General features: G+C 47.1%; 12 protein-coding genes. All 12 read left to right on the forward strand.

Features of this window, described 5'->3' with window-relative positions:
• The first annotated feature begins 421 nt into the window (after positions 1-421).
• The 12 genes from upp to FCL48_RS07875 all read left to right on the forward strand — a co-directional run bounded on the left by upp (position 422) and on the right by FCL48_RS07875 (position 16,614).
• Entirely contained in the window at positions 422-1,048 is a 627-nt protein-coding gene (upp, locus tag FCL48_RS07820) for a uracil phosphoribosyltransferase (RefSeq protein ID WP_136871708.1), read from the forward strand.
• Between the two features lie 228 nt (positions 1,049-1,276).
• The gene (locus tag FCL48_RS07825; RefSeq protein WP_136871709.1) at positions 1,277-2,605 is read left to right on the forward strand and encodes a uracil-xanthine permease family protein; all 1,329 of its coding nucleotides are present in this window, start codon (positions 1,277-1,279) and stop codon (positions 2,603-2,605) included.
• Positions 2,606-2,692: 87 nt separating this feature from the next.
• Positions 2,693-4,582: a transketolase C-terminal domain-containing protein gene (locus FCL48_RS07830; protein ID WP_136871710.1), complete on the forward strand. Its 1,890-nt coding sequence runs from the start codon at positions 2,693-2,695 to the stop codon at positions 4,580-4,582.
• 251 nt (positions 4,583-4,833) lie between these two features.
• Positions 4,834-6,993: a methyl-accepting chemotaxis protein gene (locus tag FCL48_RS07835; RefSeq protein ID WP_136871711.1), complete on the forward strand. Its 2,160-nt coding sequence runs from the start codon at positions 4,834-4,836 to the stop codon at positions 6,991-6,993.
• A gap of 146 nt (positions 6,994-7,139) precedes the next feature.
• The gene (locus FCL48_RS07840) at positions 7,140-8,312 is read left to right on the forward strand and encodes an ABC transporter substrate-binding protein (RefSeq protein ID WP_136871712.1); all 1,173 of its coding nucleotides are present in this window, start codon (positions 7,140-7,142) and stop codon (positions 8,310-8,312) included.
• 70 nt (positions 8,313-8,382) lie between these two features.
• Entirely contained in the window at positions 8,383-10,272 is a 1,890-nt protein-coding gene (locus FCL48_RS07845; RefSeq protein ID WP_136871713.1) for a response regulator, read from the forward strand.
• Positions 10,269-10,835, forward strand: coding sequence for a chemotaxis protein CheW (locus FCL48_RS07850; RefSeq protein ID WP_136871714.1), 567 nt, complete (start codon positions 10,269-10,271; stop codon positions 10,833-10,835). The genes FCL48_RS07845 and FCL48_RS07850 overlap by 4 nt, the downstream gene beginning before the upstream one ends.
• A gap of 41 nt (positions 10,836-10,876) precedes the next feature.
• Positions 10,877-14,326 carry a response regulator gene (locus FCL48_RS07855; protein ID WP_136871715.1) on the forward strand — a complete coding sequence of 1,150 codons (3,450 nt, stop codon included), beginning with the start codon at positions 10,877-10,879 and terminating at the stop codon, positions 14,324-14,326.
• Positions 14,327-14,346: 20 nt separating this feature from the next.
• The gene (locus FCL48_RS07860; RefSeq protein WP_136871716.1) at positions 14,347-14,802 is read left to right on the forward strand and encodes a hypothetical protein; all 456 of its coding nucleotides are present in this window, start codon (positions 14,347-14,349) and stop codon (positions 14,800-14,802) included.
• 119 nt (positions 14,803-14,921) lie between these two features.
• Positions 14,922-15,287 carry a PleD family two-component system response regulator gene (locus FCL48_RS07865; RefSeq protein ID WP_136871717.1) on the forward strand — a complete coding sequence of 122 codons (366 nt, stop codon included), beginning with the start codon at positions 14,922-14,924 and terminating at the stop codon, positions 15,285-15,287.
• Positions 15,288-15,307: 20 nt separating this feature from the next.
• Complete coding sequence (locus FCL48_RS07870) at positions 15,308-15,934, forward strand: LysE family translocator (RefSeq protein WP_136871718.1); 627 nt, start codon at positions 15,308-15,310, stop codon at positions 15,932-15,934.
• Positions 15,934-16,614, forward strand: coding sequence for a DUF2293 domain-containing protein (locus tag FCL48_RS07875; RefSeq protein WP_136871719.1), 681 nt, complete (start codon positions 15,934-15,936; stop codon positions 16,612-16,614). The genes FCL48_RS07870 and FCL48_RS07875 overlap by 1 nt, the downstream gene beginning before the upstream one ends.
• The last annotated feature ends 84 nt before the right edge of the window (positions 16,615-16,698 follow it).

A 16,698-nucleotide genomic window follows, 5' to 3' on the forward strand; every position in this document is an offset into this window, starting at 1 on the left:
TCATTGAATGCTTTGAAGTGCCGGGACAACAGCTTCAGATTGGAGAAACCACAAAACGCCAGATTGAACTTTATACTAAATTGGGTGTCACGCCACCGGCATCGTTACAATAGCCCGGGAATTTAGGATATACATGAAATATCTACTGGATATTGGGGTGGCAAGGCAATAGAATAGTGCAGTGCGCTGCTTTTCTTCCCAAAACCATAAGGAGGTGGCGAGTAAAATACCTTGCTTTTTCCCAGATTTTTTTTAAAAGGATTAATTACGAATCTGTCCAATATGAGCACCGCTGCGGTGGTGTTGTTTCATAATGCAGCCGCATTCTTGCGGCCATGCCTACCATTACAATTGAAATCACTTGCAATACTATAATTTTAGGCTGGACTGTTAACTGATAATCCTCCTCCAGGAGAAAAATATGGCTGTACATATAGCGGATCATCCACTCATCAAGCATAAACTCGGTTTAATGCGTCAACATGATATCTCAACAAAAGATTTCAGAGATCTCTCTTCTGAAGTTGCCCGCCTGCTGACCTATGAGGCATCCAAAGATCTTCCCACTGAAAAGAAAACAATTCAGGGTTGGGCCGGACCTGTTGAAGTTGATGAGCTGAAAGGCAAAAAAATCACTATTGTGCCGATTCTTCGGGCAGGGCTTGGAATGATGGATGGAGTAATCGATCTCATTCCTTCGGCCAAAGTCAGTGTTGTGGGCTACTACAGAAATGAAGAAACGCTCAAACCGGTTGAATACTACGTGAAGCTTGCAAGTGATATGGAAGAAAGAATCGCCCTGATTCTTGACCCAATGCTGGCAACCGGTGGTACCTTGCTGGCAACGATTGAAACCCTGAAGAAAGCAGGTTGCAAAACAATTAAAGGATTATTTCTTGTTGCTGCCCCTGAGGGCCTGAAGGTGATTACTGACGCTCATCCTGACGTGGAGATATATGTGGCTTCGGTGGATGAACGGCTCAACGAGGTAGGCTATATCCTGCCGGGACTCGGGGATGCCGGAGATAAAATCTTTGGCACCAAGTAAGGCCATGAGCCATTACAGATAATGTAATGGCTCTTTTTTTTGTCGATCTGATAAGGTCGTACAAAAAGATCAAAACTTACGAGAGACAACTCGTAATAAACTTCAAACAGATAATAACGAAGAAAAAAGTCAGGGCCCGAGAGGGTGTACACCTTGAATACTTGAAACTTCGGGAAAAGAGTTTTTACGATACCATCTGAGAAAAATTTCGTTGAGGAGAGCTGTATAATGTCCGAAGTTTCACAAAGTATTGACTATAAATTTCGTTTTAGCGACTGTCTGCTTGGAGCTCAAATGCTCTTTGTCGCCTTTGGCGCTCTGGTCCTTGTTCCTATTCTGACAGGGCTTGATCCCAATGTAGCGCTTTTTACTGCCGGCCTTGGAACTCTGGCGTTTCAGGTTATCACCAAGGGAAAGGTGCCTGTTTTTCTTGCGTCTTCCTTTGCCTTTATCGCTCCCATCATCTATGGCGTTCAGACCTGGGGCATTCCAGGGACCCTGTGTGGGCTTGCTGCTGCAGGAGTTCTTTATATTATTCTGAGTTTTGTTGTCAGGATTTTTGGCCCCGGGATCCTTCATAAGTATCTCCCCTCTGTCGTAACAGGGCCGGTTATCATGGTGATAGGTCTTGTCCTCGCCCCTGTCGCCGTGCATATGGCCATGGGGCGGACCAGCGACGGCTCCGGCTGGCTTGTTCCTGAGACGACCGCTATGATCATTGCCGGGGTGTCTCTTGTGACAACGGCCCTGGTGGCTCTGGTTGGTAAGGGATGGTTTCGGCTCATTCCTATTCTTTGCGGTATTATTGCAGGCTATATTACCTCACTCGGCCTGGATGTTACCGGGTTTTCCGCCTCGGTCCAGGCGGGTTTTGATCCAGGTGAATTACAAAACTGGACTGGACCGACACTTATTACCTTTGCACCAATAGCAGATAAGATGTGGTTTGCCATGCCAGTTTTTGTTCTTCCTGAATGGAAGTGGGAAGCCATTCTTTTTATCGTTCCTGTGGCCATAGCGCCAGCTATTGAACATTTCGGGGATGTACTGGCCGTAGGCTCCATTACCGGTAAAGATTATGTGGAAGATCCCGGTATTGAAAATACCATGCTGGGTGATGGTATCGCAACGTCGATTGCTTCCCTGCTCGGTGGGCCACCAAATACGACATATTCTGAGGTAAGCGGGGCGGTTGCGCTGACCAAGGCCTTTAATCCAGCCATTATGACCTGGGCTGCAATTGTGGCAATACTTCTCTCTTTTGTTGGTAAAATCGGAGCGGTGCTCGCAACGATTCCATCGCCTGTCATGGGTGGTATTATGATCCTGCTTTTTGGAATGATCACAGTCATTGGTATCAATACCCTGGTAAAATCCGGACAGGATCTGACGACACCCAGAAATCTTATCATTGTCGCTGTAATCCTTGTCTGCGGTATTGGCGGAATGAAGTTTACTGCGGGATCTTTTGCCATTGAAAAAATCGGTCTTGCCGGGGTCCTGGGGCTGTTGCTAAATATCATACTGCCACAGGGTACAGAAGAAAACGCTGACTGAAGGTGAGTTGCATTTCATCGAATCAACAGAGTAACCAATCAGCATTTTATTGTTTAATAAAATATAAGTTTTTACTTGGAGGTAAAAATGGAATTCCCTATAGATTTAACCGGGTATACGCCACTGCAGTTTGATCTTTCTCAAAAGGAACTCACCGGTGATCAACGTTCTGTATTGATTAAAAATATTGATATTGTTCGTAACAGTATCATTTTTTTCACAGCTCTTGCCAATGTTAAGGGCCTCGGTGGCCATACCGGTGGTGCTTTTGATATTGTTCCTGAACTGCTGATTATTGACGGCTTTATGAAAGGCTCTGACAGTCTGCATCCTGTGTATTTTGATGAAGCAGGGCACAGGGTTGCGATTCAGTACATGATGGCTGTGCTCAATGGGTACCAGAAACCTGAGTCCCTGTTGCATTACCGTGAGTATGATCACGGCTATTACGGTCATCCTGAGCGTGATGATAAGAATGGGGTCTTCTTTTCCTCAGGAAGGCTTGGGCATCTCTGGAGTTATGTCAACGGTGTCGCTGAGGCGGACCGGGATAAAACTGTTGTCATGTTCGGCAGCGACGGTTCCCAGATGGAGGGTGATAATGCGGAAGCTGCCCGTTACGCAGTCGCCCGTGGACTCAAGGTAAAACTATTTATCGATGACAACGATGTGACCATTGCCGGTCATCCGAGCCAGTATCTGAAAGGCTATGATGTTGAAAAAACCATGAAGGGCCACGGGCTTGAGGCAAACTCCGGTGATGGTGAAAATATCGATGCTCTCTTTGCCAGGATCCAGCAGGCTCTGATGGTTGACGGGCCGGTGGCGCTTATCAATAAACGGCCCATGGCAGTGGGAGTGCCTGGTATTGAAGGGCTTTCAAAAGGTCACGATGTCATTGCCGTGAATCTCGCTGTCGACTACCTGAAAAGTAAAGGACTGGCCAGTGCAGCAGATCTGCTTCTCAATTTCACGGTTGACAAGGTCAAGGTCAGCTACCTGGGAAGTACGCCGGAGATGGGAAAAGTCCGGGACGATTTCGGTAAAATTGTCTGTGAAATTCTTGATACCACAGAGAACGCCAAAGATAAGGTTCTCGTTGTCGATTCGGATCTTGAGGGTTCCTGCGGGATGCATCATATCCGAAAAAAACATCCTGAACTGTATGTTGCCGGTGGTATTATGGAGCGGAATAACTACTCCGTTGCAGCAGGCTTTGGTTCAGAACCAGGACGTCAGGGAATCTTTGGTACATTTGCGGCCTTTTTAGAGATGGTGATTTCTGAGATAACCATGGCTCGCCTCAACGAGGCAAACGTTCTTGCCCATTTTTCACATTCCGGAATTGACGATATGGCGGACAATACCTGCCATTTTGGAATCAATAACTTTTTTGCTGACAATGCCCTTGCAGAAGGCGATTGTACCAGACTTTATTTTCCAGCCGATGTGTTGCAGTTACGGGCAATGCTCAAAAGAATTTTTAACGATAGTGGACTGCGCTTTTTATTTTCAACCCGATCGGCAACGCCATGTTTGTTGAAAGAAGACGGTACGAAGCTCTACGATGAGGGCTATATCTTTGAACCCGGTAAAGATGAGGTGGTACGCGAAGGAAAAGACGGTTACGTCATAACCTATGGTGAGATGACCTACAGATGTCTTGATGCGGTGGAACAACTCAGAAAAGATGGTCTGCAGATTGGTTTAATTAACAAGCCGACACTCAATGTTATAGATGACGAGATGCTGGCAAAAGTTGGCGAGAGTCCTTTTGTTCTGGTGGTTGAAAGCCAGAACAGCAAAACGGGTCTGGGTGCGAGGTATGGTACCTGGCTGCTTGAAAGAGGTTTTGCACCCCGCTACTCCCTTTTGGGTACAAGCAAGATAGGGCATGGTGGTATCGCAGAGCAACTGCCACACCAGGGTCTTGATGTTGCTGATATCAAGAAGAAAATTCTGTCGATGAAAAAATAATTTCGATCTGGCAGAAATTTTAAATGGCCTGCGTCCACTGTTGGGGGATGCAGGCCATTTTTCTATGATGGCAAAAAAAGAACCTCCCGGTATCTTGGAAAAAAAATTTGCAACCGAACTTGCGTTTAATGTATCCTTCACAAAGTTTAAATTTGTCCTGATATTTTAAGGGTTCTGAGTGCCGACATCATGCTCGGCAATCCGATTTTCCCTGTGGGTACTTTTGGCGGTAAAGCAATTATGGAGACGTGATGGAAGATATTACTAATGGTGTTGAAGGCGAGGAAACCGATATTGTAAAATCTGTCGGGCGTCGGAAAATACGAGGAAAATTACTCTGGTCGTTCTTGATCCTTATTGCACTCACCCTTGTGGTGATTGCAATTACTCTTATTTCCCAGACCTATGCCCAACGAACTGTCCATGATCTTGTCCAGGTCCATGGTAAAATTGCCCGTCTCAGTCTGGAGACGGAAAAGACCCTGCGCGTTATGCAGAGTTATGAAAAAGATTTTCTTCTTCAGCACGAAAATATCGGGATCCGGGAGGCAAAAGAAAAATATCTCACCCCCTTTATGGAGCAAGGTGGTGAGGCATACCGGACACTTTATGAGATCCAGAGTCTGGCGGTTTCTCCAGAAGAGGTTCAGGCTGCTCAATCCGCTATGGATTCCATTAATGAATACCTCAGTGCCTTTGTCGGTACCGTCAATATTCTCGAGCTGCGTGTTGATAAGGAATTCGGTGAGCTGGTAAAACTTCAGGAAAGTCTCAATCTACTTGGACAAGCGGCAGCGCAATCTTCGTCGGCTAAAATCCAAAACCAGTTTTACCTGCTCAAGGCAGCCTTGCAGGATTATCTGGTCGTTCAGACTCCGGAAAACGCAAGCAAGGTCACTGGTGAGGAGGAAAATTTCAGGACATTTTTACAGTCTTCAGCCCTTCCTGCTGCAACCAAAGCAAATCTTGGGGAGAGTCTAGCTGATTTTGCGAAGTGGTATGCTGAGGTGAAGAAGACCGATGGTGAGATCGTTGCCCGTATCCAGGAATATCAGAGTGCTGCGGCAAAAGCAGAGCCGGTCATCAGCTCTTTTCTCAATGGTGCAATTACCAATGAGGCTGCAGCGACAAAAGATATGGAACAAACCTCGGCAATGGTGCTCAAAATTGTTCTTGGTGTTGGTGTGGTAGCTGTTCTTTTTGCAATTTTTATCGCTATCCGGCTTTCAAAAGGCCTCACCAATCAGGTGGATCATATTATGTCACTTCTCGGCCAGATGGAGGCTGAAAATTACGAGGCGAGAACAGAGGTCGTCAGTGACGATGAGCTTGGAGTAATGGCGGTAACTCTCAATAACATGCTGGATAATATTACAATCCTCATTCAAAGCCAGGATGAGCGGAATGCTATCCAGGAGTCGATCATGAAGCTGCTGGAAGAGATCAGTGCACTGAGTGATGGTGACTTTACCGTCCGTGCTGAGGTTACAGAAGACGTGACCGGAGCCATTGCAGACTCTTTTAATGCCATGGCCGATCAGTTTTCTGACATTATTTATAAAGTTAAAGTTGCGACCCAGGCGGTCGGTGTTACAGCCGAAGAGGTGTCACGTCAGACTATGAGTCTTGCTGAGAGGAACATCGATCAGGTTAAAGGTGTAGCGACTGCCGTTGAGGCTATTGACGAAATGGTTGGTTCAATCAGGAGTGTTGCTCAAAACGCCCAGCAGTCTGCACAGGTATCCAGGCAGTCACGGCAAAACGCACAGGAAGGAGCCCAGGCTGTTCAAAAAACAAATAATGCGATGTCAGAAATACGTGAACAGATTAATGAGACAGCCCGCTCCATTAAACGCCTTGGAGAAAGTTCCCTTGAAATCGGTAATATCGTCCAGATCATCGATGATATTGCTGACCGAACTTCAATTCTGGCGTTGAATGCCTCTATTCAGGCCGCCATGGCAGGTGATGCGGGACATGGCTTTGCTGTGGTTGCCGACGAGGTACAGCGTCTTGCAGATAGCTCCAGTAACTCAACAAAACAGATTGAGGTCCTGGTGAAAAGTATCCAGGCGGAGATAAAAGATCTCACAACACGCATTGATGAGAGTATCGGCAAGGTTGTTGAGGGATCAAAACTGGCAGATGGTGCCCATGATAAGCTGCAGGAGATTGAAAATGTTTCTCGCCAGCTTGCAGAGCTTATTGAAGCTATCACCGGGGCTACCACCAACCAGGTGAAAATGTCTGAGGCTATCTCTAAAACCATGGAGGAGGTTGGTGAAGTCAGTCGAGAATCTTCACTCTCAACTCAGGATACTGCGGCTTCTATGAATATTCTCAGTAAGACAGCGCGGGATCTGCGTTCAGCTGTTGAGGTGTTCAAAATTGGCAAGACTGAGGCAGCATAACAACCCGGCATCTCTTTAGGTATATCTGGAAAATGTTGGAACGGCTATCTTTGGAAGGTATAAAATGACCTTCCAAAGTACTACGGTGCATCTTTTGAGAGTGAAGCTTTACTGGAGCTCTCTTTGTACGGAGTGTGGAGATACGAATGAAAAAGACGATCGCGATTATTTTGCTCAGCCTTGCCCTGCTGGTTTTGGAGACACCTGCTATCTTTGCAGGTGATGAAGCGCTGCGCATCGGCTTTAACTTTCCTTTGACCGGGATGTTTGAGCTTGTGGGCAATCATTCAAAAAATGCGGCTGAGATGGTTCGGCAGGAAATAGATGCAGCCGGAGGGATTACAGTTGGTGGGAAAAAATATAGTGTTGAGTTTCTCTATGGTGACAATAAATCAGATGCCGCTGCGGCTTCTTCGCTTACTGTCTCCCAGGTGACTAAAGAAAAGGTCCTGGGGATAATTGGTCCTCTGAGTAGTCGTCAGGCGATACCCGTGGCGCAGATGGCTCAGGCATTTGCCACTCCGATGATTACTCCGTGGTCAACCTCTCCTCTTACCACCAAGGACAGACCCTTTGTTTTTCGCAGCTGTTTTGTTTTTACTATCCAGGGTTCGGTGATTACCAAATTTGCGGCCAGTGAATTTAAGGCCACGAAGGCTGCGGTTTTATATGATATAGTGAGTGCCTATCCAAGAGGAATGGCAAGTTCGTTTAAGCAGGATTTTGAAGCGCAAAACGGTCCAGGCTCGGTGGTTGCCTATGAAGAATTTCGTACAGGAGACAAGGATTTTTCCAAACAGCTTGAGCGCATTGCAGATTCCGGCGCTCAGTTTATTTTCACCCCCCAACATTTCAATGAAGTCCCTCTGATTGTAAGGCAAGCCAAAAAGATGGGTATTACCTTGCCGATTATGGGCAGTAATTCCTGGTCTGGTGGTGATCTCATTGGTGAGTGTGGCCCTGATTGTAATGGACTCTTTTTTACCGGCAATTATGCACCGGGAAATGCCAAGGGAATAAACGCTCAATTTGTTGACGCATATAAAAAAGCTTATGGGGAATACCCCGATGAACCGGCAGCACTTACCTGGGATGCCGTCCGGGTAATGATCCAGGCAATAAAAGATACAAAAGGTTTGACTGGAAACCTGCTTGCTGACCGCAAGCTTGTTCGAGAATCTCTGGTCAATGTTAAAAATTTCGAAGGTGCAACGGGAGTCATGACCTTTAACGAGAGTGGTGATCCTGAAAAATGTGCGGTTGTTATCAAAATTGATAATGAAGGAATTTTCACAGCACACGAAGTGGTCTGTCCATAAAACGACCTAGAGGTCTTTTGTTTCTTCAGACAGTGTATGAATTGGATTTGACGGGCTTTAGGGGTTTGCAATGGAAGAAATTCACAAAGAGTTCAAGGAAAAAGAAAGAGATATCCTTGAATATCTGAGGTCACTTCGTCTTCTTTCAAGTGATCTTGATGTTGAAGTTACAACAATACGCTACAGCGGGCTCATTCAGGTGAGAGGCGGCGCTGTGGGGGCGGCCCGCCAAGGGGCATTAACCGGGAATGGTGCACTTTTTACCTTACTCAGCCAGAGGAAGGGAGAGGTTAAAGCCATGAAGTCCACCGCCCCTCTGGTGAAAAATGTAACGGTGAACCATGAACAAATGGCCCATATCTGCACTAAAATTCTCGGAAACATTGTAGACAAGGGTGCCTGCAGCGAAGAACAGCTTCTTGAGGAGGCTATCCATCTTTTCTTACAGTTTCGGAAAAAAGAGGCTGGGATTAAACTCGTTGAGATCCTGCGTTGTAACAGGTTCTATTACCCTGCCTGGCTCTGGCACTCCCGGCAGTTGAATCAGGTGGGATATCTTACCAAAGCCCTGGATGAGATGAAGAAATGGGGCGGCCACGATCTGCTGGTCAAGCAAGAACTTGCTAAGCTTGGCCCTCGACTTTCAGGGAAAGAGGGGATCGTTAAGCGGTGTATCTTCTGTTGGGCGATTGTTGAACACGGTCAGGAACAGTGTGAGAACTGCCACTGTTTACTCACCGTCTCCTCGCAGCCTTTTGTGCAGGCCACAGGACAAAAAGAGCTGGAAGACTCAGTACATCGCTATGAGGAAGAATTTAAAAAGAGTCCCAGAAATTCTCGTATTGCCTACTGCCTTTGTCTTGGGATGTTCTCTTTGGGAAAAACAGAGCAGGCAAAAGAGTATCTGGAAAGGGCGCTTGCGATTTCACCAGGAGAGCCACTTTTTGTCAAAACCATGCGGTTTTTAACAAGTCTTCTGCCTTCTCCACCCGCACCTAGGCTCGAGAAAAAAGCCATGGCAGTTCAGGCTCCTGTGGTAAACCCTTGTCAACCACCTCAGCAAAAGGCCATAAAAGAATCGGTTCTGGTCATAGAAGACAGTAATACCTCACGCAAAGTCATAACGATGGTTTTGAAACGACACAGGTATTCTATTGTAGAGGCCACCACCGGAGGTGAGGGACTGGCCCGTATGCTCGATATTGTCCCGGATCTGGTTCTGCTTGATGTTATGCTGCCCGATATGGACGGCTATCAGGTTCTTTCCGAGATCCGTGCGACCCCTCGATTAAAAGATGTCCCCGTTGTTATGCTTACGGGGAAAAGAGGCAGTGCCGATCGAATGAAAGGTATTGCAAGCGGGGCCAATGAATATTTAACCAAACCCTTTGACCCGGCTAAGCTACTTAATGTTCTGAAACGGTTTATCGGAACTGGCAGCAAAAAAACATTTACAGTGCCAGTGAAAAAGCCCGTCATTGCCAGGGGTGCAAGTCCCATAAAAAAACCAGCCAGCAGGGTTGTGGAATCCCCAGTAACACAACCGGTTTTACGGCCAATCGAGGAAACGGGCCCCTCCATTCTCATTGTTGAGGATAGCCCGACCACCCAGAAGGTCATTTCCATGGTTTTGGGCCGCAAGGGCTACACCTGCAGGAGGGCTATTTCAGGTGTAGAAGCCATTCAGTCCATGCGAAGCCACCTGCCTGATCTGGTACTGCTGGATGCTGTTTTGCCGGATATGGACGGGTACAGTGTCCTGTTTCAGATGCAGCAAATAGAAAAAATGAACAAGGTGCCGGTTGTGATGTTGACCGCTAAAACCAGTGCCACGGACAGACAAAAGGGTATGGCTTCGGGGGCTAAGGCCTACCTGACGAAACCTTTTGACCCGGATAAACTGCTTTCAACTGTGGCACAATATGCTCCTGTCAGCTCTTCAGCTACGAAAATACGATGACAAAATACCCCGACTTAATAGACCTCATTCACGCTATTGATCGCCAGCTTGAGGGCGCGGTGGGCGGTGCAGACCGCAGTGTGTTTGGTGCCACTGCACCAGAGGTGATGGTAAAATATATTCTTGTCAAGGTCGGTACTCGTACTCTTGCCATAGGAATTGACAGCCTTGCAGAGGTCGGTGTTTTACCCAAAATCACTGCCCTTCCTAATCTTCCATGGTGGATTCTGGGTATTATGAATATCCGAAGTGAAATCATTTCGATGGTCGATTTTACTGGATTTTTGCAAGAACGGCAGCCCGTAAGGAACCATGCAAGTAAACTGGTTGTTCTGCGAAATGACAAGGTAAAGGTGGGTATTGGTGTTGACGCCATTGTTGGAACGGTGAACATCGTTGTACAGGAAATATTGCCCAATGTGAATGGAGACGCTGAATCCATCGAAAAGATGCTGTTTCCTTCAAGGCTACTATCTAACGGGGTTGCATACTCCATTCTGGATGTGGGGAAATTTCTCACCCACCCACGGCTTATCGATTTTGATGTCAAGAGGTCGAGCTAAAATGCTAAGCTGCATGTTTTGTGTAAGAAGGATCAGTTGGAATGGTTAATTTTTCGAGATCGGAGCTTCTTGACCTCTTTTTACAGGAAGTTGAATCCTATATTCCAGAGATGGAAAACAGCCTCAACGCAATTGTTGCCTCCGGGGATACCGGTGCGGTGGATGAGCTGCACAGACTTTTCCATAACGTCAAAGGTGCAGCGGCCCAGGTCTCATTGACACACTTGAGCCGGGGGGCAAGGTTGGTTGAGGATTATCTATCAGACGTTATTGCAAAAGAGCAGCCTTTGCCTAAAAAGGGGGTTGAGGCCATAAAAAAAGCCGTAGAACTGCTGACAGTCTTTATAGGGTTGGATTCTCCAACTGAAGCGGCAGAGAAAAAGTTCTGTCTGGCGGTGCAAGCTCTTTCCTGGCCCCAGGAAAAAGACAGTGTCGCCGAGTCAGACGATGATATTCTGGCTACCATCCAGTCAATCTTACCGCTGCTGGTGGAGCTTGGCAACTGCCTTGCAAGTGACCTGGATTCGCGTAATAAAAACAGCCAAGTCTACGCAAGGTTGTCCACGGCATTTGAGACCCTGGTTGAGCTGTCGAATACGAAAGAGCTGAAAGAACAGAGCCTTTTGTTTGATGATTTCTGCCATCTGCTCAACTCTCTTGCCAGGGGCGGCCACCCCTGCCAGGATGAGATTGCCGGGATGGTTCGCGATTTTCTGGGATTTCTGGTTGTCGCTTTCTCCAAAAAAGACAAGGAGCAACTTGCCTTACTAGGCCGAATTCATACCCAACTGAGACAGGTTGTACAGTTACTGTCATCCCAGGAATCCCCTGACAGTCACAATAACGTTTTTCACGGTATTGAGGGGCAAAACATCTCTGCCGATGATCTCTTTGGCGACTCCGAGGCCATTGATGAGTCGTTATCTTTTCTGGATGAGCTGTATGAGGTGGATTTGCCGGAGGGTACAGGAGGTTTAGAGGAAGAAGAGTCTGAAGTCCTTGATTTTTTTAGTGAAAAACAAGATGTTGAAGACGATTTTATCCTGCCTGCTCAAAAGAATGAAGGTCCATCTGAAGATGAAAAAACTGCTCCAGCAGGAGAGAATCAATTTCAGGAATATAGTGTAACAGAACATGCAGCGCTGGCTGAAATTTTTAAGGAAGAGTGTGAGGAGCATTTTATCACCATTCATGCCGCTTTGAACCGCCTGGAAAAACAGACCATTGCAGATCCCACAGCTCGTCTGAATATAATGGAGCCGCTTCGGGAAATACGAAGGGCTGTGCACACGTTAAAAGGTGCCGCATCCATTACCGGTGTGAAGATGCTGGCTGATGGTGCCCACAGACTCGAAGACATGCTCGACTGGTTGTATGATCACGATCAAGCAATCGCTGGCGAAGAAATCGGACTTATCGGTGAAAGTGTCGAAATTCTAGAAAGTCTGGCTGGGCGTGAAGACAAAGAGAAGGCTGATCTACTGGCTGAACGAATCACCTCATATCTTGAAACAAGAGGAGAAAGGCCGGAAAATCCTGAAAAAGAGATTGCAGACGAGGATGTTATTTCCCTTTTGTCTGAGGCTGAGCATGGAGCTGATGAGGCGCGCTCCCTGCTTCCTGAAGATTCTGGTACCCTCCGGGTAAGGCTCAGTGATCTGGATGAATTGCTTTCCATTGAAGGGGAGTTGGTTGTTGCCCGCGGGGCAATCGAGAAGATGGTGGATGAATTTCGTCAAACCCTGGGAGATCTGGAGAACGTCAAGGAAAACCTCCGGAGAAAAAGTCAGGAATTGGAATCAGGGTTTGAGGTACAGGCGCTCTACGGTGGCCGGTCGGCATCGGGTAAACGAGTCGCTCCACTTCTACTGGTCAATGATCAGGAAGGAAATGAACTTGATGAATTTGATCCCATCGAGTTGGATCGCTACTCGGAGCTGAATCTGATTATACGTTCCCTCAACGAAATTTCAGTTGATGTGAATTCGATCTATTCAACGCTTCAATCCATAACCGGTGGTATCGGGGGCCAGGTCTCCAAACAGCAGCTCACCATGCGTCAGATGCAGGATAAATTGATGCGCATTCGTATGACGCCTCTCTCTTCTATCTCAAGGGTGCTCTACGGGGCGGTGCGTAGTGCTGCGGCAAAGCTTGCCAAACCCGTGGATTTTACCATTGTGGGCGAAGATGTCTATATGGACAGGTTCGTCTGGGCCCAGGTGACTGATCCACTGGTTCATATCTTAAGAAATGCTGTTGACCACGGGATTGAAACGGCCAACGACCGTCTTCTTGCAGGGAAACAGAAACGGGGCAGGATAACCATGCGGGCAGAACAGCGCAGCCGCTATGTTGTACTGCATATTGCCGATGATGGTGCTGGGATTGATGTACACAGGCTTAAACAAAAATTGTCTGCACTCAAAATTGTAAAAGATCCTGAGAGTTTAGATGATAAAGAACTGCTTGAGTATATTTTTTATCCAGGCTTCAGTACCAAAAAAGATGTGAGTGAGTTATCCGGCAGGGGGGTTGGACTTGATGTCGTTAAAAGGAACATCCAGAATCTGCGAGGTTCAATTCATCTCAATAACAACCCAGGAAAAGGCGTGCGATTTGAAATACACATTCCGTTCACCCTTTCTGTCAACAGGGCTGTTCTTGTCAGCGTGGCAGGAGCCCCATTTGCCATCCCGCTTCAGGATATTGAATCTATCAGACAGTTTAAGTCTGAAGATATCACAAGAGATAATGAGGAGTTGCGTCTGTCGGTAGAGGGTGATTCCTATTTATTTTCAAACCTTGCATCCTATGTGAGCTCTGAAAACGCCCCACTTTCAACCGCTGATGGTACCGCTATTGTCTTTTCCACCTCTGCACGAGCGGGAGCGGCATCTGAACACATTGCATTGTCAGTGCCTGAAATTCTTGAGCAGCGCGAAATCATCGTCAAGAGTCTTGGCAGCCATCTCACCCATGTTCGCGGGATCAGCGGGGTCACGGTCAGTGGCGCAGGGGATCTTATACCCATTCTCAACCTCAGAGAACTGGTGGATGTTGCGCAGCCAATGAGCATTGAGTCTGCAGAGGTCTTCAATCCACCCTTGGCAGTTTCATCTTTCAAGGTGTTGATTGTAGATGACTCCATCAGTGTACGCTTCAGTATTGCACGTCTGGTTGAATCACATGGCTGGCAGCAACAGCAGGCTGTGGACGGAGTAGAAGCCTTGGCTCAGCTGGAAAACTATAAACCAGATGTCATTATTCTCGATATCGAGATGCCGAGAATGAACGGCTATGAATTAAAATCAAACCTCAATAATAGAGAGGAATACAGGGATATACCTGTCGTGATGCTGACATCTCGGGCCTCGGAGAAACATCAAACCAAGGCAAGAGAGCTGGGTATTTCCTACTATCTTACAAAACCCTATGAAGAAGACAATTTTTTGCGGCTGTTGGAAAAAATCGAAGGGTTACGGAATTAATCGGATTAAGGTGAACACCCATGGGTACGGACGTTGAAGTTGCAATAGTTCGCGCATGTTGCAAAAGCTGCGATAACGAGGAACTGTACTGGATGATGAGTCGTTCTCAGGTTGAGTTTGTTGCAAAAAATCTCGAGCTGGTACATTCCAGTGGGGACCAGATTTTTGCACGATATGGTGACCAGGTTCTTCCTTTGGTCTCACTGGAGAGTCATTTTGGCTTTGTCGCAGACAACATACAAAAGCGTGAAAAATTTATCGGCGTGCGTTTTGTAAACAACGATGGGAAATTACAACGGCTTGTTATTACAACCGGAGATTCGCCGCATTTTTTTGCGTTAAACCTTTCTTTTTCTACAATGGATAGCTTTTCAGCACCCCAGAATAACACTCACATACAGGGGGTCTATCTGTTGGGTAAAGGCAAGGTGGCGGTTGTTCCAGATATCACCAACGTCTCCTCTGGAACTCTTTAAACAAAGGAGTCTTCTTGAACATTGAAGGGTGCCTCCGTCGTACAGAAACCTTGTTTAATTCCCTCAAAGAACGGATTATGGGATTGAAATAATTTTGAATTTTAAAAGGATGAAAAAAGATGGCAGCTAAATTGATTTTAATAGTGGAAGACAGCCCGACAGACAGAAAGATAGCGGAGTCGGTTTGTCTTGACCAGGGCTACCGAACGGTTGTGGTCACTGAGGGAGACAAGGTTTTAGCAATAGCGACTGAGCAGAAGCCGGATTTGATCCTGCTGGACGTTATTTTGCCCAATAAAAATGGGTTTCAGGTTTGCCGGCAGTTGAAAAATAATGAGGCAACGAAAGATACGAAGATAGTCATTGTGAGCAGCAAGGATCAGGCGAGCGATAAATTCTGGGGGCTTAAGCAGGGGGCTGATGATTACCTGACCAAGCCTTACAAAGAGCAGGATCTCATTGCTGTGATAGAGAAAAATATCTAATAATATTGGTGCTCCAGCCTATGCAAGCACTCCATACCTTGTCTGTATTTTTTGTGGCCTCATTGCTGCTTGCCCTGACGCCAGGCCCTGATAATCTGTTTGTTCTGGCCCAGGCGGCACAACAGGGCAAAAGAGCGGGTATTGTCGTGACCTTAGGGCTCACTACCGGAATTATGTTTCATACTCTGGCAGTGGCCTTTGGTGCCGCCGCTATTTTCAGCACCTCAGTTGTTGTTTTCAACGCCCTGAAATATGTAGGGGCCAGTTATTTACTCTATCTTGCCTACCAGGCCTGGAAGGCTTCAGGTAGAGTGGGGGAGCAGGCAGAGGCTGAGCGTTTAAGCTGGAGAAGGTTGTATGGGAGGGGCGTGGTGATGAATATCACCAATCCAAAAGTAGCTCTGTTTTTTCTCGCATTTTTGCCTCAATTCACCGATCCTGCCCTGGGATCGTTGTTTCCGCAGTTTTTGTTACTAGGGTTACTCTTTGTTGTTTCTACCCTTCTTGTTTTCGGCGCAATCAGTCTTCTGGCTGGCTGGATCGGAGGATATCTGAGATCATCTCAACGGCCGGCGCGGCTACTCAACTGCAGTGCAGCAATGGTATTTCTTGCGCTGGCCGTAAAACTTGCACTTGTTAAGCGTTAATGCCAGAGAAAAATCGAATCGTAAAACCTGCGCGGATTGCGGGTACCGTTATAGCTGAAGATGGGAGTGTTCTTCAAATTCCAGAAAACTGGGAGTTACTTGAACCAGGTGATGGCCCTCTGACAAAGCTTGTTAAAGCAAAAGGACCCAGCTGGGTCGTACAGGTGAAAATAGGCAGACGCCTCATTTCAAAAGGTGTATGGGCCGACAGACAGGGTATTTCCGAGGCCAGAAGCGAGATCGAAGAAAAACGTTCGGCGCCGGGATATGCCAAAAAACGCAGCAGTGATCTCAAGAGAAAAGAGCGGCTGCATGAGGAATATGTAGCGACCTTTTCCAGCGAAGTATCATCATTTCTGGCGTTTGCTCCACGCTATAAGGCCTTTGAACAGAAGCTGGCAGATGCGGTTACAGAACTTGCGACTCCGGTAGGTTCAGGAACCGTTGCGAGGACAACCCGGATTCCGGTGGAAGAAAGGGCAAGAAAGGCGGTCGTTGCCTGGATGAGGCATCAGACCACGAACTATGATCGAATGTCTATTGCAAGGGTAAAGGGACGGCGCAGGGAGGTGCGTCGTGAGCTTGCGGCTCTCTCCATGAGCCTCCTTTCCCGGTATCGAAAGGGAGAAGATGCTCCGGATTGCTGTCCTCTGCAAAGAGCACTTGAGGCGATCAAATAGCTCATCTTTGCTGAGGGTTGACCCCGGATAAAAATATATGACCCCTTCCACCAGACAGGAGATTTCTACCTTGGGACAGCTTGG

The organism is Desulforhopalus sp. IMCC35007, from assembly GCF_005116575.1.
GTDB lineage: Bacteria > Desulfobacterota > Desulfobulbia > Desulfobulbales > Desulfocapsaceae > Desulforhopalus_A.

What these genes read in the sequence shown, in the direction of transcription:
- upp (WP_136871708.1), top strand. Translation starts at nt 422, where the DNA reads ATGGCTGTACATATAGCGGATCATCCACTCATCAAGCATAAACTCGGT.
- FCL48_RS07825 (WP_136871709.1), top strand. Translation starts at nt 1,277, where the DNA reads ATGTCCGAAGTTTCACAAAGTATTGACTATAAATTTCGTTTTAGCGAC.
- FCL48_RS07830 (WP_136871710.1), top strand. Translation starts at nt 2,693, where the DNA reads ATGGAATTCCCTATAGATTTAACCGGGTATACGCCACTGCAGTTTGAT.
- FCL48_RS07835 (WP_136871711.1), top strand. Translation starts at nt 4,834, where the DNA reads ATGGAAGATATTACTAATGGTGTTGAAGGCGAGGAAACCGATATTGTA.
- FCL48_RS07840 (WP_136871712.1), top strand. Translation starts at nt 7,140, where the DNA reads ATGAAAAAGACGATCGCGATTATTTTGCTCAGCCTTGCCCTGCTGGTT.
- FCL48_RS07845 (WP_136871713.1), top strand. Translation starts at nt 8,383, where the DNA reads ATGGAAGAAATTCACAAAGAGTTCAAGGAAAAAGAAAGAGATATCCTT.
- FCL48_RS07850 (WP_136871714.1), top strand. Translation starts at nt 10,269, where the DNA reads ATGACAAAATACCCCGACTTAATAGACCTCATTCACGCTATTGATCGC.
- FCL48_RS07855 (WP_136871715.1), top strand. Translation starts at nt 10,877, where the DNA reads ATGGTTAATTTTTCGAGATCGGAGCTTCTTGACCTCTTTTTACAGGAA.
- FCL48_RS07860 (WP_136871716.1), top strand. Translation starts at nt 14,347, where the DNA reads ATGGGTACGGACGTTGAAGTTGCAATAGTTCGCGCATGTTGCAAAAGC.
- FCL48_RS07865 (WP_136871717.1), top strand. Translation starts at nt 14,922, where the DNA reads ATGGCAGCTAAATTGATTTTAATAGTGGAAGACAGCCCGACAGACAGA.
- FCL48_RS07870 (WP_136871718.1), top strand. Translation starts at nt 15,308, where the DNA reads ATGCAAGCACTCCATACCTTGTCTGTATTTTTTGTGGCCTCATTGCTG.
- FCL48_RS07875 (WP_136871719.1), top strand. Translation starts at nt 15,934, where the DNA reads ATGCCAGAGAAAAATCGAATCGTAAAACCTGCGCGGATTGCGGGTACC.